This is a genomic window from Methylocystis sp. (assembly GCF_050246715.1).
In the GTDB taxonomy this organism is placed as follows: Bacteria; Pseudomonadota; Alphaproteobacteria; order Rhizobiales; family Beijerinckiaceae; genus Methylocystis.
In genome coordinates this window covers 26,463-42,913 of the sequence record NZ_JBFWVN010000018.1, presented here as the reverse complement: position 1 = coordinate 42,913, position 16,451 = coordinate 26,463, and the positions used below count along the sequence as shown (strand labels likewise).

The window sequence follows — 16,451 nt, the reverse complement described above, 5'->3', positions numbered from 1 at the left end:
AGGAAATGCCGTTTTGCGATGATCGTCGATCAGCAAGGCTGAGAAGCGTCTCTGAGCGACTTTGGACGCATGTCGGTCCAATGCTCGTCGACAAATTTGAGACAGGCGCCGCGGTCGCTCGGACCAAACAGCCGCCGCCAGCCCGCTGGCGCCGGCGCGAACATCGGCCAGAGACTGTGCTGCCCTTGCGAATTGACCAGGACGAGAAAAGTAAGACTCTCGTCGTCGAATGGATTCGGCTGAGCGTCATTCATGTAACTGCTCCATTGTGTTTGAAGCCCCCAAGGCTGAGACGTTTGGTTGGGACGCCATCGCGCCAACATACGCCGCGCGACGATCGGCAAGCAGGCGTGCTAGTCCATCAAGCAGACCGCCACGCCAGCAGAGCGGATCGTGACCGCCCGAGTAGATGCGGTAGTAGACGTCGTGCCCTGCGTTGATGAGCGCGCGATGGATGCGGTCGGTCTCTGGCCGAATGACTTTTTCAATGCTTCCGGCCTCTAGGAACACGCGAATGTGAGACGACCCGACCTTGCCGTTCTCGATTAAGCTGGCGAGAACGTCCGGCGCTTCGCCTCGCATATCGGGCGTCAGAGGCCGCAGGCGCTCCTGCGCGTAATTTCCCGGCCACCAGAACGAGCCAGACTGCGCGAGCACGCAACCAAACCGATCGGGCGCGCGCAGTCCGGCGAACAGCGCCGCCAGTCCGCCGAAGCTCTGCCCCGCGATAACGGTCCTGCGCGGATCGCTGGCGCAAGGCGCGAAGCGCGACGCCAGCGGCAACAGCTCCTGCTGAAGCGCTTCGAGAAATGCGTCGTCGCAGGCGAGTTCGCGCGCACGAGTCTTTTCATCGAGCGAATCGACGAGCACATAGACGCTCGGCGGCAGCAAAGCGGCCTGTGTGGCGTTATCCAAAGCCGAGAAGACAGGCATGGCCTCGGCCCAATATTGTCCGTCGAGGAGTATGACGAGCGGAAGTGCCGCTTCTACGACAGCGCCGCTTCGATAGATCCAAACGCGACGGGAATTGCGCAATCGAGCGCTGTCCCATGAGATTTGACGCAAACGGTCTTGATCCGCAGCGATGCGGTTTTTCCGGTCGACGTCTCGCCACGCCAATTGGAATGGCGCCTGAGGCAGATGAGCCGGTGAAAACTTCTGTCCGCGCAGCCCGACATGACAAACGCCTGGATTGAGCGGATCGGCCTGCGCGAGCTTCAGCGCCGAACGCCACCAGTCCCTCATCTCGACTTCGCTGTCAGCGCCGCGCTCGGGTGGCGGAAGATGCTTATCGTCGACGGGAATGAAACGGTAGCTTCAGCGCCAGTCGGCTTCCACCTCAAACGACCAGCGCCAGACATCAGTTCCGGCGATTCGCTCGAGAGAAAGGGGATTGCCGCGATGATGGTCGATGACCGAGCAAATATCGATATAGACGCGCCGGGTTTGCGATCTCGTCGCGTCGCCTTGAGGATCGCGCCACAGGAACGAGACGCGCGCGCGATCTCTTCCTATCGCCGAGACAACCGGACAGCCTTCGACGGCGACTCGACGCCACCAACGATCGGATCCCACGTCTTCGCCAAACCGCGTCGTCAACCAGCGCTCGCAGGGCGCCGAGATCGCGTCGTTTTCCCCAACCGACCGATGAGGCGCCGCCCATACGCTGTCAGCCGGTCCATATTTCGCGCGACGCGACGCAGCGCGCGCCATCATGAAGAAAGACAAGGCGGCGGCGAGCGCGACAAAATCAACGCCAAGCGCAGCGATGCTCGCCGAGGCGCGCATGCCGAGCGCTGGAAATGCCCAAGCAGTAAGAGTTGTGAGGGGAATTGCCACCGTCGCGAACGCAGCAAGCCAGAGCAGTTCGACGCCTGCCGCGGCGGCGCCCCTAAGAAACGACCAAAGCACGCTCGCAACGAAGACGGAATAATAGACGCCGTTATACCAAGGCTCGATGTCGGCGACGCTTCCGTCGAGCCATTTCGCCGCAACGATCGTTATTGAAATCGCGCTTATTGCGCCAAGACAGACGCCGACCGTGGCCGCCGACATCAGACGCGTCGATCTTTTCTGAACGACGGGTCCGCCGTGTCGCCGCTCGGTTCGCCGGCGCGATTCGATCCAGAGCAGATTGCCGGAGTAAAACAGGAAGGCGCCCGCAAGGCCGAGAAGAAAATAACAAAAGCGCACAACGTCGCCGCCGAAGCTGGCGAAATGCAGGGCGAAGAACGTCGCGACGATTCCTGTCCAGGTTCCCTCTTTGCCCGGAAAATAGTCGGCGTTGGCGATCTCGCCGGTCACCGGGCTGACGACGGCGAACCCCTTGCCTCTCGTCATATAGCGCGTGTCGTATCCCCAAATCTGAACCGATGCGCCGCGAGTCCCGGCGTTGCGGTAGCGCATCTCGACGGGGACGAAACTTGGCGAGGCCGCTTTCACCCGGTCGAGCAGCGTATCGACCGGCAGCATGGACGCGGGCCGCTCGTCCTTCTTGATCGCGTTGAAAGGATTGCTCGCGGCGATGATCGTCTTCAGACCGCCGTCATAGACGACATGATCGAGCGCGTCATAGAGCTGCTCATGCAGGCAGAAGACGACCGCCGTCAGCGCGATGACGATGTGGAACGGCAGGCTGACGATCCCAACCACATTATGCGCGTCGAGCCACATGCGCTTGAGATTGCGACCGATGCGCAGCGCGAAGAGATCCTTCGCGAGCGACGGCAGAACGATAATCAATCCAGAGACGAGCGCGACGGCATAGACGGCGCTCACGACGCCCATGACGGTTTCGCCGATGTCATTGGCGCCGGGAATGCCGGCGGTTTGATGAATCTTGTCGACGAAGTCGGCAAGGTTCGAGCGAACCGACTGCGCGAGCCGCAAGTCCCCATCGGCGGAGAACTCCGCGGACCAAGGCGCCTTGTCGTCCCTGCCTTTACGCCAGGTGAGACGCGCCCAAAGCTCTTCGGTCTCGCCCAAATGGAGCGTCAATTCCTTGGCGGCGTCAGGCCGCGCGGCGAGCGTGCGCGCGATCAATTCGTCCGACTGCGCAAGTTTTGTGAGACTGATCGGGGCCGGCGATGAAACCCAACGCGCGAGCGGCTCCGCGAACACCGTGATGGCGCCCGCGTAGAAAGCGATGAACAGAAACATCCCGGTGGTGATACCCGTCCATGTATGAACAGTCTTATAGAGTCGAACAACGTCGCTGCGCATCGTGCGTTGTCTCGATTAGCGAAGGAAATGACGACAGGCGAACAATCCGGCGTAGGCGATGAGATTTGCGCCGCCGAGCCAGAGCCAGGCGCGTAATCCGCTGAAAAACAGAAAGCAGAGGCTCAGCGTGGTCAGCCAGATCGGCGCGATAAGCCACATCACGACCTGAAATTTATTTGGAGCCGCCAATCCTCCGGGACCCGCCCACGCGTACAGCCCGGCAAGCGCAATCGCGAGTGTGAAGCCCAGAACGGCGCCGGCCAAAGTTTTGCTGAACCAGTCGCGTCTGATCCGACTCATGGCGCGTTTCCGAGGATGGTTCGTAGCACCCCCAGGCACGGAAGAACGATCAAGAGAAGCATCGTGAGGACGAGCGTCGCGAAAATCGCGGTCGAGAGCTGAACCGCCTCGCTCCAGAGGACGACACCGAGAAGCTGCAGCGCTACGCCAGCAGCGCGGCTCGCCCTCGCGGGCAAGCGCCGCGCCAGCCACCGCTGGTTTGGCGCGCCGAGATAGAGGCTGGCGGCGCCCGAGGCGATCGCGACGCAGGCCGCGAATTGATAGGCGGCGGGCGAGAGGTTCATCGTCCGCTCCCGATTTTGTTAAAAGTTGACAGTCGCCGAGAGAAGGACGGTGCGCGGCGCGTCAAGCGTGGCGTAGCCGTCGTTGAAGGAGCCCGACCAGTAGCTGTGATTGAACAGATTGTTCACATTCGCCCGCAACGTCATATCCGCGCCATACACTTTCGTGGCGTAGCGTAGGCCCGCGTCAAAACGCGTCCATTCAGGAATGCGATACCAGTTCAACGAGTCGACATAGAGCGCGCTCGTATAGATGACGCGGCCTTCAGCCGTCACGCCAACGAGATAGGGAAGATCCCACTCGCCATAGAGGTTCGCCTGCCATCTCGGAATGCCGAAGGCGTTTTTTCCGGTCGTTTTTCCGTCGGCGCTCTGGGTGATGACGCCGATCATGTAGGTCACGCCGCCGAGCACGCGGACGCCTTTGATAGGCTCGCCAAAGACGGTCCACTCTATGCCCTGGTTGCGCTGCCGGACGGGCTTATAAGAGATGAGGCCTCCCGTGGTCACGGTCGCAAGAGTCGGTTGCGTAATCTCATAGAAGCTCAGCGTGTTGGCGAGAATGCCCAAATCGAGCTTCGCGCCGGTTTCGATCTGCTTGGAGACGAACGGCGGAAACGACTCGTTGAAATTGGTCGCCTGCGGATTGGTGACGCGCAGACCTTGTGTGAGGCCTTCGATATAGTTGGCGTAAAGCGACAAGCGTTTGTCGAATGGCTTGACGATTAGCGCAAAGGCTGGCGAGAGCCGATGGCTGTCGTAGGAGTTCGTCTCCATGCCCGTATTCGCCCGAAAGTTCTTGGTCATCACCCGCTGGCTGCGCAGACCGCCGATCAGCTGGATGCGTTCGTCGAAAGCAGAAATCGTGTCGGCGAAGGCGAGGCTCGCGAGATAAGTCTCCGCAGTCTTCCTTGGATCGGTCTCGAAATAGGGCTTCCCGAGACGGAACGCCGTGCCCGGAACAACCGGCGGAGGCGGCGCCTGAGGCGGCACGACGGGCAGATAAATGTTGGAGCTGTAGGGCGAGATAAATCCGAATTCGGAGCTTTGGCTGAATTTCAACGCAGAGGCGCTCAGCACGAATTGATGGCGCAGCGGTCCCGTGTCGACTTGACCGCGCACGCCGTCCTGCGTCGACAGCGAATTGGTGTAGCCGCGCAGATTGACGATTCGGGCTCTGCTGTAGTTGCCGAGCAGGTTGACGCCCGCCGCCTGCGTTCCATTGGTGAAGCCGAAGTTTCGACTGTCCAAGAAGCCGACGCCGGCAAAAACCGTGACATTCTCCGCCACGTCCAGCTCGCCGCGGGCTTGGATGGCCTTGTTCTCGAACCGGGCGTTGGAGCCGACAAAAAGATTTGTGCTTGAGTCGGGCGCCGCCGCCACGCCAATGCCGGTGAAGCTCGCCATGAACGAGCTGCCGTTCTTGAAGATTTCCTGGCTGTGATAGGCGTCGATCGACAGCCTTACGCGCTCATCGCGGAAATCGAGCCCCAGCGCATTCAGCCCGCGCACTTTCCACTGTTCGTTGAGCGCGGTCCCGCCGCTGCGGTAAACGCCGTTGTAGCGCAGGCCGAACTGATTATGGTCGCCGCCACGTCGCCCGACGTCGATATGCGTGCCGAACTGAGAACTCGACGTGAAATCGGTGCTGACGCTGGTGATCGGCGCATCGCCAGCATGTTTGGTGACGAGATTGATCGAACCGCCAACCGCGCCGAAAGGCGCCATGCCGTTGAGCAACGCGCCAGGTCCCTTGAGCACTTCGACCCGCTCCAGGAATTCTGTCGGCACATGGCCGTCGGGCGCAAGACCATACATGCCATTGAGCGCGAGCTCGCTGCCGAGCACCGGAAAGCCGCGAATTCTGAAATTCTCGCGGATATGTCCCGCCGACGTGGTCATGCGCACCGACGGGTCGTTCTCCAACACCTGCTCCAGCGTGCGCGCCTGCTGGTTCTCGATCAGCGCTGACGTGTAGCTCGTCACATTGAACGGCGTATCCATGAAATCGCGATTGCCGAGCATGCCCAGTCGCGCGCCGCGGGCGATCTCGCCGCCGGCGTAGGCCGGCGGAAGATTGCCGATCTCTCCCGTTGGCGGAGACGGCGCGACGCTGGGGCCGGAGGGCAGCGCCAGACCCTGCCCGGCGCCGGACGTCGCGGCCCGCGGCGTCGACGCCATAAGCGGTCGCGGACCGTTCTGATGGGCGCTTCTCGCGCGCGCTCGATGCGACCGGACGCGGCGCCTGTTGCCGCACTTTCGCTTGCGGCTTTTCCCGCGGCGCATCAACGGTCACCGGCGGCAAGGTTTGCGAGCCGTTTTGCGCCCTGGCCGCCGCGATTTCGAGCGAAAAGGCGATCGACGCGCCGAGACTGCAAGTGAGCAGGGATTTTTTCCCGATTTCCAATGCATTGAAGCAGGAAACTTCGGAATAGTACTTGCTCATTTTTCCGCCTTTACTGCCTTGCAGCGCATAGTTCGTCGAAAGAGTGATTACGGATAACGTACATACTTAATTTCGGTCAATTGAATTAGCCACAATTCGGAAACATTTTAAATATTTACAATTGGTAGTTTGTATTTATTTCAATTCCAAAGAATAAAAAGTATTTATTGTTTAAATTGTAGTCACACTGACTCCAATGCGGCCATTTTGCAGCGGCGCGGCGCTCGGCGCATAGGCGCCGTTCAGACAACAGATTTGAGAGTCGCAAATCGAGCGAAGGGGTGGACCTGATGAGCGCTCGAGGGAGATTGATCTGGCCGCGCTTCGAAGGAATCGGCTCCGAATGGCGCGGCCGCCGAAACCTCTCCGTGTTGAGGATTTCCTCAAAGGCGGAACGGACGGAATGATTCGATGCTGGAAACGCCACGCGCAAGATCGCGCAGCGTCAGAAACCCCCTTCTCTATGCCCTGTTCAGTTTGTTCGGTTCACGACCATCGCAGCCGTGAGAGCGCCAACCATCGTCGCCAACCTCGCGCAGTCCGATGCGGCTCGTTCAAGGCGAGCGATCCGTCTCCGCGGCGGACGGTGCGTAGTTTGGATTCTGTTCAGTCAGCACAGAGTCGAAGCCTTCGAATTCGGGACCGCCGATATAGAGATCGCGGTTCTGACCGGCGTTTTTATGGGCCTCGCGAAACTGCTCAGAATGCGTCCAGTCGATGAAATTCTGCCGAGACTCCCACAGCGCATGCGACGCATAGAGCGTGTAGTCTTCCCGCTCGGGCCCTCTGAGCAGGTGAAAGACGATGAAGCCGGGCCGTTCCTGAAGGCGAGACTGGCGCGACCGCCAGACGTCTTCGAAAGCCTGCTCCTTTCCCCTGACGATTTTGAATCTGTTCATTGCGACGAACATGAGCGGGCTCCCGCACTTCGATGGCTGCCGGACGATTTCGGCCTATCGGCTCCCTAAGACCGTAGAGGCTCGTCGACAAGAGCTATCATGCCAACGATTTTTGCGAAGCCATCGCCCGGACGGACGCCGAAATCGTCGCGTCGACCTTCGTAAAGTGCGCAACATCATCGAGAGCTTCATCAACCAGCTCAATCAGATCAGACGCATCGTAAACCGATACGACAAATTGCTCGCGCAACGTCGAGCCTTGGGCGGCATCGACCAAGTGCAGCCAACTTGACATAATTTCAGATGGTTATTTAGCGCTCAACCCCTGTTCGGCGTTGGGGGCCGCAGGCGCTACCAGCGCAGGACCGCGCCGCCCCACGTCATGCCTGCGCCGATCGCCATCATGGCGATGACGTCGCCTTTTTTGAGCCGCCCGGCGCGATTCGCCTCGTCGAGCGTAATCGGCATCGAGGCGCTCGACGTGTTGCCGTAACGGTCGATATTGATCCAGCATTTCTCAAGCGGCACGCCGAGCTGCTGCATCGCGGATTCGATAATCCGCTTATTGGCCTGATGGGCGATGACGTGGGTGATGTCCGTCGCCGTCAGACCGGCGGCTTTAAGCGTGTCGCCGACCACTTCCGGCAACAGTCGCGTCGCGACCTTATAGACCTCGCGGCCGCGCATTTTAATTTTGCCGGCCTTGTCTTCCAGCATTTCGGGCGATGGCGGACGTCGGCTGCCGCCCCCGTAGATGCCTAGGATGCCGGTCATGGAGCCATCGGTGCGCAGACTTGCGGCGAGCACCCCGCGTCCCTGCTCTTCGCTGGCGCCGAGCAGAATCGCGCCGGCGGCGTCGCCAAACAGCACGCAGGTTTCGCGGTTGGTCCAGTCGACGAAACGGCTTAAGGTCTCGGCGCCGATCACCAGCGCGCGTTTCGCCTTGCCGCCTCTGATGAACTGGTCGGCGATCAACAGGCCATAGAGCGAACCGGCGCAGGCGGCGCCGACGTCAAAGGCGAAAGCGTTCCTCGCGCCAATCCGAGCCTGGACAAAAGACGCGCAGGACGGCGTCGGCGTATCGCCCGTCACCGTACATACGATGAGCATGTCGACATCGTCAGGCTTCACGCCCGCAAATTGCAGCGCCTCGTCAGCGGCGGCGGCCGCAAGATCGGATGTCGCCTCGTCGTCCGCGGCCACCCGGCGCTCCTTGATCCCGGTGCGGCTGACGATCCATTCGTCGTTCGTCCTGACGATTTTCTCAAGGTCGGCGTTGGAGATGACGCGCCGCGGCGCATAGGACCCTGTTCCGAGAACTATCGAATTCGTCAAGACGTGGCGGTTCCTTCTGAGCGGCGTCGCGAAAGCGCGCCAGCGGAGCGCTATTCCTAAGTGCCGCCTAGGCCAAGCGCAAATTATCTTTTGGTTCCGTCGAAACCGCCTGCATCGTCGCAGACTTACTGACTTTTTTAGGGCAGGTCGCGAGAGCCGTAAGAATCGGGCGTCAATCCTTTCTTAAAGCGCGCGCCGCTAGACCTTCTCCGGGGCCCCACGGAGTTGCGTTCATGTTCGACGCCATCATCTTTGCCGCGGTCGCCCTTTTTGCCCTGCTCGGCGCGCTGACGGCGTAAGGTCGCGCCCGCGATTGCCAAGACGCCCTACCCATGGCAAGGGGCGCCATGCAGGAACAACAGAAGCCGAACGCCGCCCCACGCGTCTCCTTCGTGTCACTTGGCTGCCCCAAGGCGCTCGTCGACAGCGAACGCATCGTCACGCGCCTGCGCGCCGAAGGCTATGAGCTTTCGCGCAGTCACGCCGGCGCCGATGTGGTCATCGTCAACACCTGCGGCTTTCTCGATAGCGCCAAGGCCGAGTCGCTTGACGCGATCGGCGCGGCGCTCAGCGAGAACGGCAAAGTTATCGTCACCGGCTGCATGGGCGCTGAGCCCGAGGCTATTTCCGAGCGGTTTCCGCAAGTGCTCGCCATCACCGGTCCGCAGCAATATGAGAGCGTGGTCGAGGCGGTGCATCGCGCCGCCGCGCCCGCGCATGACCCGTTTTTGGACCTTCTCCCCGAACAGGGCGTGAAGCTCACGCCGCGCCACCACGCCTATCTGAAGATCTCCGAAGGCTGCGACAACAGCTGCGCCTTCTGCATCATTCCGCATCTGCGCGGGCCGCTCGTCTCGCGGCCGGCGGCCGATGTGCTGCGCGAAGCCGAAAAGCTCGCGCGCTCCGGAGTGAAGGAACTGCTCGTCATTTCGCAGGATACGAGCGCCTATGGCCGCGACATCCGCTATGCCGAAAGCATGTTCGGCGAGCGGAGCGTGCGCACGCGATTTCTTGATCTCGCGCGCGAACTTGGCGAGTTAGGGCTCTGGGTGCGCCTGCACTATGTCTATCCCTATCCCCATGTCGACGACGTCGTGCCGTTGATGGCGGAAGGAAAAATCCTTCCCTATCTCGACATTCCCTTTCAGCACGCCGCGCCGAGCGTACTGAAGGCGATGAAGCGTCCGGCGAATGAGGAGAAGACATTGGCGCGCATTCGCGCCTGGCGCGACGCCTGTCCCGATCTCGCGTTGCGCTCGACCTTCATCGTCGGCTTTCCCGGCGAGACCGAAGAAGATTTCGATTATCTGCTGGAGTGGCTGGAGGAAGCCGAGATCGACCGCGCCGGCGCTTTCAAATATGAGCCCGTCGCCGGCGCGCCCGCCGAGTCGCTCGGCCTTCCCGCCGTGCCGGACGACGTCAAGGAAACGCGCTGGCGCCGCTTTATGGAAACGCAGCAAAAGATCAGCGCGCGTTTGATGAAGCGCAAGGTCGGCAAGCGACTCTCCGTTATCATCGACGAGCCGGGCGGTGGAGCTTCCGGCGCGCTCGCCAAGGGCCGCACCAAGGCTGACGCGCCGCAAATCGACGGCGTAGCCTTTGTCGCATCGCGGCGCCCCTTGCGCGCGGGCGACATCGTCACGGCGAAGATCGAGCGCGCGGAGGCTTACGACGTCTATGGCGCGGCGAGCTAAAGGAGCCCTATATTGGGGCCAGAAACTAACATGTGGAAAGAAGCGCCATGACCGACGAACCGGAAGAAAAGGGCACGCCGCAGGACAACCCGCCGCCCGAGACTGAAGATACGCCGACGCAGCCGCATGTGCCGCAGATCGTCATTCCGCGCAGCCTCTATATCGCCACGGCGCTGATCGTCGTCGGCTCATTCGCGATTACGCTCTTCCTGCGCAATCCCTATACGCAGTCGGTCTCCGAAGGGACGGGCTTTTACGAGCGCGGCTCGGACAGTTCGCTGCTTTTATGGGTGGCGATTTTCGTCGGCATACCGGCGAGCTTCTGGGCCTACAAGCGCTGGATACTGCCGCTGTTCGAACGCAAATAGGTTTCGCGCAGTTCGGTCGACGAGCGCTCGAGTCTTGGTCCGTGGAGATAGACGATCGCCGGCGGCGGCGTGACGGCGAGGATGGCGGCTTTGCTCTCGGGCAGCCGCGCATTCTTAAAGAAGACCGCCGCCTTGGCGTTCGCCGCTTTAAGCGTCGCGCCCGGGCGGTCGATCACGGCGATCGGCGTCGTGCGCGCAATGTCCTGCCATCGCAGCCAGCGATGGAACTGCAGGAGATTGTCGGCGCCCATGATCCAGACGAAGCGCACGCCGGGACAATGGGCGTGAAGATAATCAATCGTTTCGCTGGTGTAGCGCGCGCCGATCGCGGCTTCGAATCCGGTGAAGGCGACGCGCGGATCGCGCAGGATTTTTGTCGCCGCCGCGATCCGCGCTTCGATCGACGGCAGTTCGCTTGCGTCTTTCAGCGGATTGCCGGGCGACACGACCCACCATAAGCGATCGAGCTTAAGCCGCGTCAAGGCGAGGCGCGAGACGAGCGCATGGCCGTCATGAGGCGGATCGAAAGTGCCGCCGAAAAGGCCGATGCGCATGCCCGGCGCATGGGGCGGGAGGCGCGGGAAAGGCTGCGTCATGCCGCATCCAGTTGCACAGCCAGGAAGTCATTCCCGACGCGCGCAACGCGCGCGATCGGGAATCCAGAGCAAGACCAGCATTCTTGGATTGGCTCTGGATTCCCGGTCAGGCCTCCGGCCTGCCGGGAATGACATCCGTGGCCGACCCCACGGATCGAAATCCCATTCACCCCCGCACCTGGCCGTCGCCGTAAACGCGATATTTGAACGAGGTCAGCTGCTCGACGCCCACCGGTCCGCGCGCATGCATTCGGCCGGTGGCGATGCCGATTTCGGCGCCAAAGCCGAATTCGCCGCCGTCGGCGAATTGCGTCGAGGCGTTGTGCAGGACGATCGCAGAGTCGACTTCATTCATGAAGCGCTGCGCCGCTGCGGCGTCGCGCGTAATGATGCAATCGGTGTGATGCGATCCGTAGGTCTCGATATGATCGATCGCGCCTTCCAGCCCGTCGACGACCCGCGCCGCGATGATCGCTTCGAGATATTCGGCGCGCCAGTCTTCTTCGCTCGCCGGCTTCACCCGCGCGTCGGCGGCCTGGGTCGCCGCGTCGCCGCGCACTTCACAGCCTGAGTCGATCAGCGTCGAGACAAGCCGCGCAAGATGCGTCGCGGCGCAGGCCTTGTCGACGAGCAGCGTCTCCGCCGCGCCGCAAATGCCGGTGCGCCGCATCTTGGCGTTGAGCAGCACGCGCTTCGCCATGTCGAGATCGGCGTCCTTATGCACGAAGACATGCACAATGCCTTCGAGATGCGCGAAGACCGGCACGCGCGCCTCATGCTGCACGCGGGCCACGAGACTCTTGCCGCCGCGCGGCACGATCACATCAATATTGCCGTCGAGCCCGGCGAGCATCGCGCCGACCGCGGCGCGATCCGCCGTCGCGACGAGCGAGATCGCCGCCTCGGGAAGCCCCGCCGCTTTCAGTCCCGCGACAAGACAGGCGTGAATGGCGGCCGACGACCGCAGGCTTTCGGAGCCGCCGCGCAGGATCGCGGCGTTGCCGGCCTTGAGACACAGACCGCCAGCATCGGCGGTGACATTGGGCCGGCTTTCGTAAATCACCCCAATGACGCCGAGCGGCGTCGAGACGCGCTCGATCTTCAAACCGTTCGGCCGCTCGAATCTGGCCAGAACGCGCCCCACCGGGTCGGGCAGATCGGCGATCTCGTCCAATCCGCGGGCGATCGCCTCGACGCGCGCGGGATCCAACGTCAGCCGATCGAGGAAAGACGCGGCCGTTCCGCGCGCCTTGGCGTCGGCGACGTCGTGCGCATTGGCGGCGAGTATCACGCCGCTTTGGCGGCGAATTTCGCCGGCCGCCGCCCGCAGTGCCTTGTTCTTGGCGTCGCTCGAAGCAAGCGCCGCCGCCCGCGACGCCACGCGCGCGGCGCGCCCCAGCGCGACGAGCGAGTCGCTCAATGTCGCGTCCGCGCCCGCCCGCGCCTCGTTGCGTAATGCCTGCGTCATGGCCATCTCTCGGCAAGTGCTCGCGTCTCGCTATCATGGCGTCGCCGGCAAGGAAAGAAGCGGTCTTGCAGGCCCTTGCGCGATATGGAAGAACGGCCCCATGTCCGCATTGCAAGATAATCCCTTCACTGGGCCGATCGGCGCTGAATATGAGGTGCTGCGGCTGTTGTGTCCGAACGCGCCCGTGCTCGCCCGGATGGTCGGAGAGCACGTTAAGCAATGGCGTTGCGGCGTCGGGCCGATTGCGGGATTCGAAATCGGCTGCGGCACCGGGATCAGCACGCTGGCGGCGCTCTCCGCGTGCGATGATCTCAAGCTCATCGCGGTCGACAGCGCCGGCGAAATGCTCGCTCAGGCGCGCGTCAACCTCGCCGATTACGCTTCTGCGGGCCGCGTCAAATTCATCGAAGCCGATGCGCTGGCGTCGTTGCGCGACTTGCCCGATGCGAGCGTGGATGTCGTCATTTCGAATTATGCGATCCATAACTTCGCTGACGATTATCGTAACGCTGTCGTATCCGAGATATTCCGCGCGCTGAAGCCCGGCGGCCTGTTCGTCAACGGCGACCGCTACGCCATGGACGACCCGGCGGCGCATCTCGCCGATACGCAAGCTGTCGTGCGGGGATGGTTCAAGATTTTTACCGAAATGAAACGACTTGATCTCCTCGAAGACTGGGTCATGCATTTGCTGAGCGACGAATCGCCTCGGCGCATCATGTATTTCGAGCCGGCGCTTCAGCAGTTGCGCGCCGCAGGCTTCGCGCCGGTCACGGTCGAATTCCGCGAAGGCGTGGACACTCTGGTGACCGCATTAAAGCCGGGCGCCACGGATGCGCAATAATTGGTCTTCGAACGTGCCCGAAAGTTTCGCGTCCGCCTCCGTCTCCCAGCCGAACGCCCGAGAGACTTTCGTGTCGCAAGAGTTCCACCTTTATTGAGTAATGGCATTGGACTTGCTGCGAGCGGCCGATTGACGACGCGGGCGCGTCCGGCGCGCGACGCGCGCGGCATTCTAAAAATCAACCAGCACTGGAAATTTGATGTCGATTGCATCCGCCGCCAGCTCCGATTTCCTGTCCCGCGAGCGCACCGTCGCCTCCCCCGTCTTCAATCGCTGGCTCGTTCCGCCGGCCGCGCTCGCCATTCATCTCTGCATCGGCATGGCCTATGGCTTCTCCGTCTTCTGGCTGCCGCTGTCGCGGGCGATCGGCGGGGCGCAGCCCAAGGAATGCCCGGAAACTCTCGGTTTTTTCGCAACACTTATCGCGACCGACTGCGACTGGAAGATCAGCTGGCTCGGCTGGACCTTCACGCTCTTCTTCGTTTTCCTGGGCTCGTCTGCGGCGGTCTTCGGCCATTGGCTGGAGACGGCCGGACCGCGAAAGGCCGGACTCGCAGCGGCCTGCTGCTGGTGCGGCGGTCTGCTGATCTCGGCGCTCGGCGTCTATGTCCATCAGATCTCTTTGCTGTGGATCGGCTCCGGCGTGATCGGCGGCATTGGACTCGGGCTCGGATACATCTCGCCGGTTTCGACGCTGATCAAATGGTTCCCTGACCGGCGCGGCCTGGCGACTGGTCTCGCCATCATGGGGTTCGGCGGCGGCGCAATGATCGGCGCGCCGCTCGCGGATCGGCTGATGAGCTTTTATGCGACGCCGACCTCGCCGGGCGTCTGGCAGACCTTCGTCACGCTGGCCGCGATCTATTTCGCCTTTATGGTCGCCGGCGCGATCGGCTACCGGGTGCCATCTAACGGATGGGCGCCCGAAGGCTTCACGCCGCCGACGGCGGCCAAGAACGCCCTGGTGACGCATCGCCATGTGCATCTCGACGTCGCATGGAAGACGCCGCAATTCTGGCTGCTCTGGGGCGTTCTTTGTCTTAACGTTTCAGCCGGCATCGGCGTGCTGGGCATGGCCTCGCCGATGCTGCAGGAAGTCTTCGGCGGCAAGCTCATCGGCCTGGATGTCGGTTTCGATCAACTCGACGCCGGCCAGAAAATGCAGATCGCAGCGATCGCGGCCGGCTTCACCGGCCTGTTGAGCCTCTGCAACATCGGCGGGCGCATCGGCTGGGCCTCGGCCTCCGACGCATTCGGCCGCAAGATCACTTACGCCATCTTCTTCGTCCTCGGGCTCTCGCTCTATTCGGCGATACCCTTCGCGGCGAAGGGCGGGATGGTCGGCGTCTTCGTTCTGCTGTTCTCAGTCATCATCACCATGTACGGCGGCGGCTTCGCGACGATCCCGGCCTATCTCGCCGACATTTTCGGCACGCACCACGTCGGCGCCATCCATGGCCGGCTTCTGACCGCCTGGTCAACGGCCGGCGTGCTCGGGCCGGTGCTGGTCAATTACATTCGCGAATATCAACTCGCGCACGGCGTCGCGCGCGAGGCCGCCTATAATCAGACCATGTATGTGCTCGCGGGCCTCCTGCTCGCAGGCTTCATCTGCAATTTGCTGGTGCGGCCATGCGCCGAGAAATATTTCATGAGCGATGAAGAAGTCGCGGCGCAAAAGCACATCACCGTCGCTGAAGTCGTCAAGGCGGACGACGATGTTCACGCCGACTTCGAGGATTTTGTCGAAGAGGGGCTGGAGCCCGTCGCGACGGACGATCCGCCAACCGTTGCGCGCCCCGAGCCCGACTCGAACGGCCGATCGCTGCAGCTTTTTCTCGCCTGGGCCGCGGTCGGCGTCCCGCTCACCTGGGGCGTGTGGATGACGCTCCTGAAGACCGCGGCGCTGTTTCGCTGATCTGGCGCGCGAAACGCTTCGACTTTAGCGCGACCTTGGCGGGCGGAGACGTGACGCGCGCCCGGCCTTCGTCCCCTTGCCTTCCGCTCGCCTTGATCGCGGCCGCCTTGTTTGACAGAAGTCGGGGACGCTGGGCGCCTTTGTGATTCGTCACGCGCCGCAAATGAGACGAGGCCTCTATGGCGACTGCTTGCACCAATGGGCTCGATACCGGCTTCGTCGATCTCGGCTATATGAAAGTCGCCGTTCTCGGCGTGGTGCAGGGCATCACCGAACTGCTGCCGATCTCCTCGACGGCGCATATGCGCATCGTGCCGGCGCTCTTCGGCTGGAAGGACCCTGGCTCGGCCTTCTCCGCCGCGATGCAGCTCGCGGCGCTCGCCGCCGTCGTCAGCTATTTCTGGAGCGACATCCGGGCGCTCGCCGAGGGCTCGATTCGCGCGCTCGTGCGACGCGATTTCAACGACTGGACCTTCCGCTTTGTCGTCTGGATCGCGCTGGCGACGGTGCCGATCGGAATCGCCGGCATCGCGCTGTCGCATACGTTGAACACTTGCGGCTCGCCCCTGCGCACGCTGCCGGTGATCGGCATTTCGTCGATCGTGATGGCGGCGCTGCTCGCCATCGCCGAACTCTATTGCAATCACAAGCGCACGCTCGAACATGTCAGCCTGAAGGATGCGATGATCGTCGGCTTCGCCCAGGTCGGCGCGCTCATTCCTGGCGTCTCGCGCTCCGGCTCGACGCTGACCGCGGCGCTTTTCCTCGATCTGAAACGCGAGGAGGCGGCGCGCTTTTCCTTTATTCTCGGCATCCCGACGATCGCCCTCGCGGGCTTGAAGGAGCTGTGGGAGCTGCACAAAGCGCAGCTCGATTTCCACGGCTGGGCGGTGCTGACGCTCGGACTTTTCGTCGCGTCGATCTCCGCCTTTGTCGCGATCTGGGGCCTGCTGCGAATTCTCGAACGGTTTTCGGCGTGGCCCTTCGTCTATTATCGCGCCTTCATTGGCGTCGTGCTGCTCGTCGGGTTTTACGTGGGATTCCTGGCGTAGCGCCGTCATTGCGAGCGAAGCGAAGCCA

14 protein-coding genes and 2 pseudogenes are annotated in these 16,451 nt (G+C 62.3%); 5 read left to right on the top strand and 11 right to left on the bottom strand.

What is annotated here, in order from left to right; genetic code table 11:
- Positions 1 to 29: 29 nt before the first annotated feature.
- The 9 genes and pseudogenes from AB7I51_RS08215 to AB7I51_RS08175 all read right to left on the bottom strand — a co-directional run bounded on the left by AB7I51_RS08215 (position 30) and on the right by AB7I51_RS08175 (position 8,483).
- A complete protein-coding gene (locus AB7I51_RS08215; protein ID WP_428403836.1) occupies positions 30 to 254 on the bottom strand; it encodes an MbtH family protein in 225 nt (74 codons plus the stop codon).
- Positions 247 to 1,713 (bottom strand): annotated as a pseudogene (fes, locus tag AB7I51_RS08210) (enterochelin esterase). The gene AB7I51_RS08215 and the pseudogene fes overlap by 8 nt, the downstream one beginning before the upstream one ends.
- Before the next feature lie 417 nt (positions 1,714 to 2,130).
- A pseudogene (locus tag AB7I51_RS08205) lies at positions 2,131 to 3,222 on the bottom strand (PepSY-associated TM helix domain-containing protein); the annotation flags it as partial.
- Positions 3,223 to 3,237: 15 nt separating this feature from the next.
- Positions 3,238 to 3,522: a hypothetical protein gene (locus tag AB7I51_RS08200; protein ID WP_428403835.1), complete on the bottom strand. Its 285-nt coding sequence runs from the start codon at positions 3,520 to 3,522 to the stop codon at positions 3,238 to 3,240.
- Positions 3,519 to 3,806, bottom strand: coding sequence for a hypothetical protein (locus AB7I51_RS08195; RefSeq protein WP_428403834.1), 288 nt, complete (start codon positions 3,804 to 3,806; stop codon positions 3,519 to 3,521). The genes AB7I51_RS08200 and AB7I51_RS08195 overlap by 4 nt, the downstream gene beginning before the upstream one ends.
- A gap of 18 nt (positions 3,807 to 3,824) precedes the next feature.
- Positions 3,825 to 5,984 (bottom strand): TonB-dependent receptor, encoded by a 2,160-nt coding sequence (locus AB7I51_RS08190; RefSeq protein ID WP_428403833.1) that lies wholly within the window; start codon positions 5,982 to 5,984, stop codon positions 3,825 to 3,827.
- A gap of 819 nt (positions 5,985 to 6,803) precedes the next feature.
- Positions 6,804 to 7,160: an antibiotic biosynthesis monooxygenase family protein gene (locus AB7I51_RS08185; RefSeq protein WP_428403832.1), complete on the bottom strand. Its 357-nt coding sequence runs from the start codon at positions 7,158 to 7,160 to the stop codon at positions 6,804 to 6,806.
- Between the two features lie 85 nt (positions 7,161 to 7,245).
- Positions 7,246 to 7,425, bottom strand: a complete 180-nt coding sequence (locus AB7I51_RS08180) for a hypothetical protein (RefSeq protein WP_428403831.1) — start codon at positions 7,423 to 7,425, stop codon at positions 7,246 to 7,248.
- A 74-nt stretch (positions 7,426 to 7,499) separates the two neighbouring features.
- Positions 7,500 to 8,483 (bottom strand): beta-ketoacyl-ACP synthase III, encoded by a 984-nt coding sequence (locus AB7I51_RS08175; RefSeq protein ID WP_428403830.1) that lies wholly within the window; start codon positions 8,481 to 8,483, stop codon positions 7,500 to 7,502.
- 347 nt (positions 8,484 to 8,830) lie between these two features.
- Here AB7I51_RS08175 and rimO point away from each other — a divergent pair, with 347 nt between their 5' ends.
- The gene (rimO, locus tag AB7I51_RS08170) at positions 8,831 to 10,177 is read left to right on the top strand and encodes a 30S ribosomal protein S12 methylthiotransferase RimO (protein WP_428403829.1); all 1,347 of its coding nucleotides are present in this window, start codon (positions 8,831 to 8,833) and stop codon (positions 10,175 to 10,177) included.
- A gap of 47 nt (positions 10,178 to 10,224) precedes the next feature.
- The gene (locus AB7I51_RS08165; RefSeq protein ID WP_428403828.1) at positions 10,225 to 10,545 is read left to right on the top strand and encodes a hypothetical protein; all 321 of its coding nucleotides are present in this window, start codon (positions 10,225 to 10,227) and stop codon (positions 10,543 to 10,545) included.
- Here AB7I51_RS08165 and AB7I51_RS08160 read toward each other — a convergent pair.
- Together AB7I51_RS08160 and AB7I51_RS08155 are read right to left on the bottom strand one after the other, a co-directional pair.
- On the bottom strand, positions 10,506 to 11,141 hold the full coding sequence (locus AB7I51_RS08160) for a nicotinate-nucleotide adenylyltransferase (RefSeq protein ID WP_428403827.1): 636 nt from the start codon (positions 11,139 to 11,141) through the stop codon (positions 10,506 to 10,508). The two genes, AB7I51_RS08165 and AB7I51_RS08160, sit on opposite strands and share 40 nt — an antisense overlap.
- 166 nt (positions 11,142 to 11,307) lie before the next feature.
- Positions 11,308 to 12,609: a glutamate-5-semialdehyde dehydrogenase gene (locus AB7I51_RS08155; RefSeq protein WP_428403826.1), complete on the bottom strand. Its 1,302-nt coding sequence runs from the start codon at positions 12,607 to 12,609 to the stop codon at positions 11,308 to 11,310.
- 100 nt (positions 12,610 to 12,709) lie between these two features.
- Between AB7I51_RS08155 and AB7I51_RS08150 the strand changes: the two genes are divergently transcribed.
- From AB7I51_RS08150 to uppP, 3 genes are all read left to right on the top strand, one after another.
- Positions 12,710 to 13,453: a class I SAM-dependent methyltransferase gene (locus AB7I51_RS08150; RefSeq protein ID WP_428403825.1), complete on the top strand. Its 744-nt coding sequence runs from the start codon at positions 12,710 to 12,712 to the stop codon at positions 13,451 to 13,453.
- 199 nt (positions 13,454 to 13,652) lie between these two features.
- The gene (locus AB7I51_RS08145) at positions 13,653 to 15,371 is read left to right on the top strand and encodes an OFA family MFS transporter (RefSeq protein ID WP_428403824.1); all 1,719 of its coding nucleotides are present in this window, start codon (positions 13,653 to 13,655) and stop codon (positions 15,369 to 15,371) included.
- A gap of 179 nt (positions 15,372 to 15,550) precedes the next feature.
- Entirely contained in the window at positions 15,551 to 16,423 is an 873-nt protein-coding gene (uppP, locus tag AB7I51_RS08140; protein WP_428403823.1) for an undecaprenyl-diphosphatase UppP, read from the top strand.
- Positions 16,424 to 16,451: the final 28 nt, after the last annotated feature.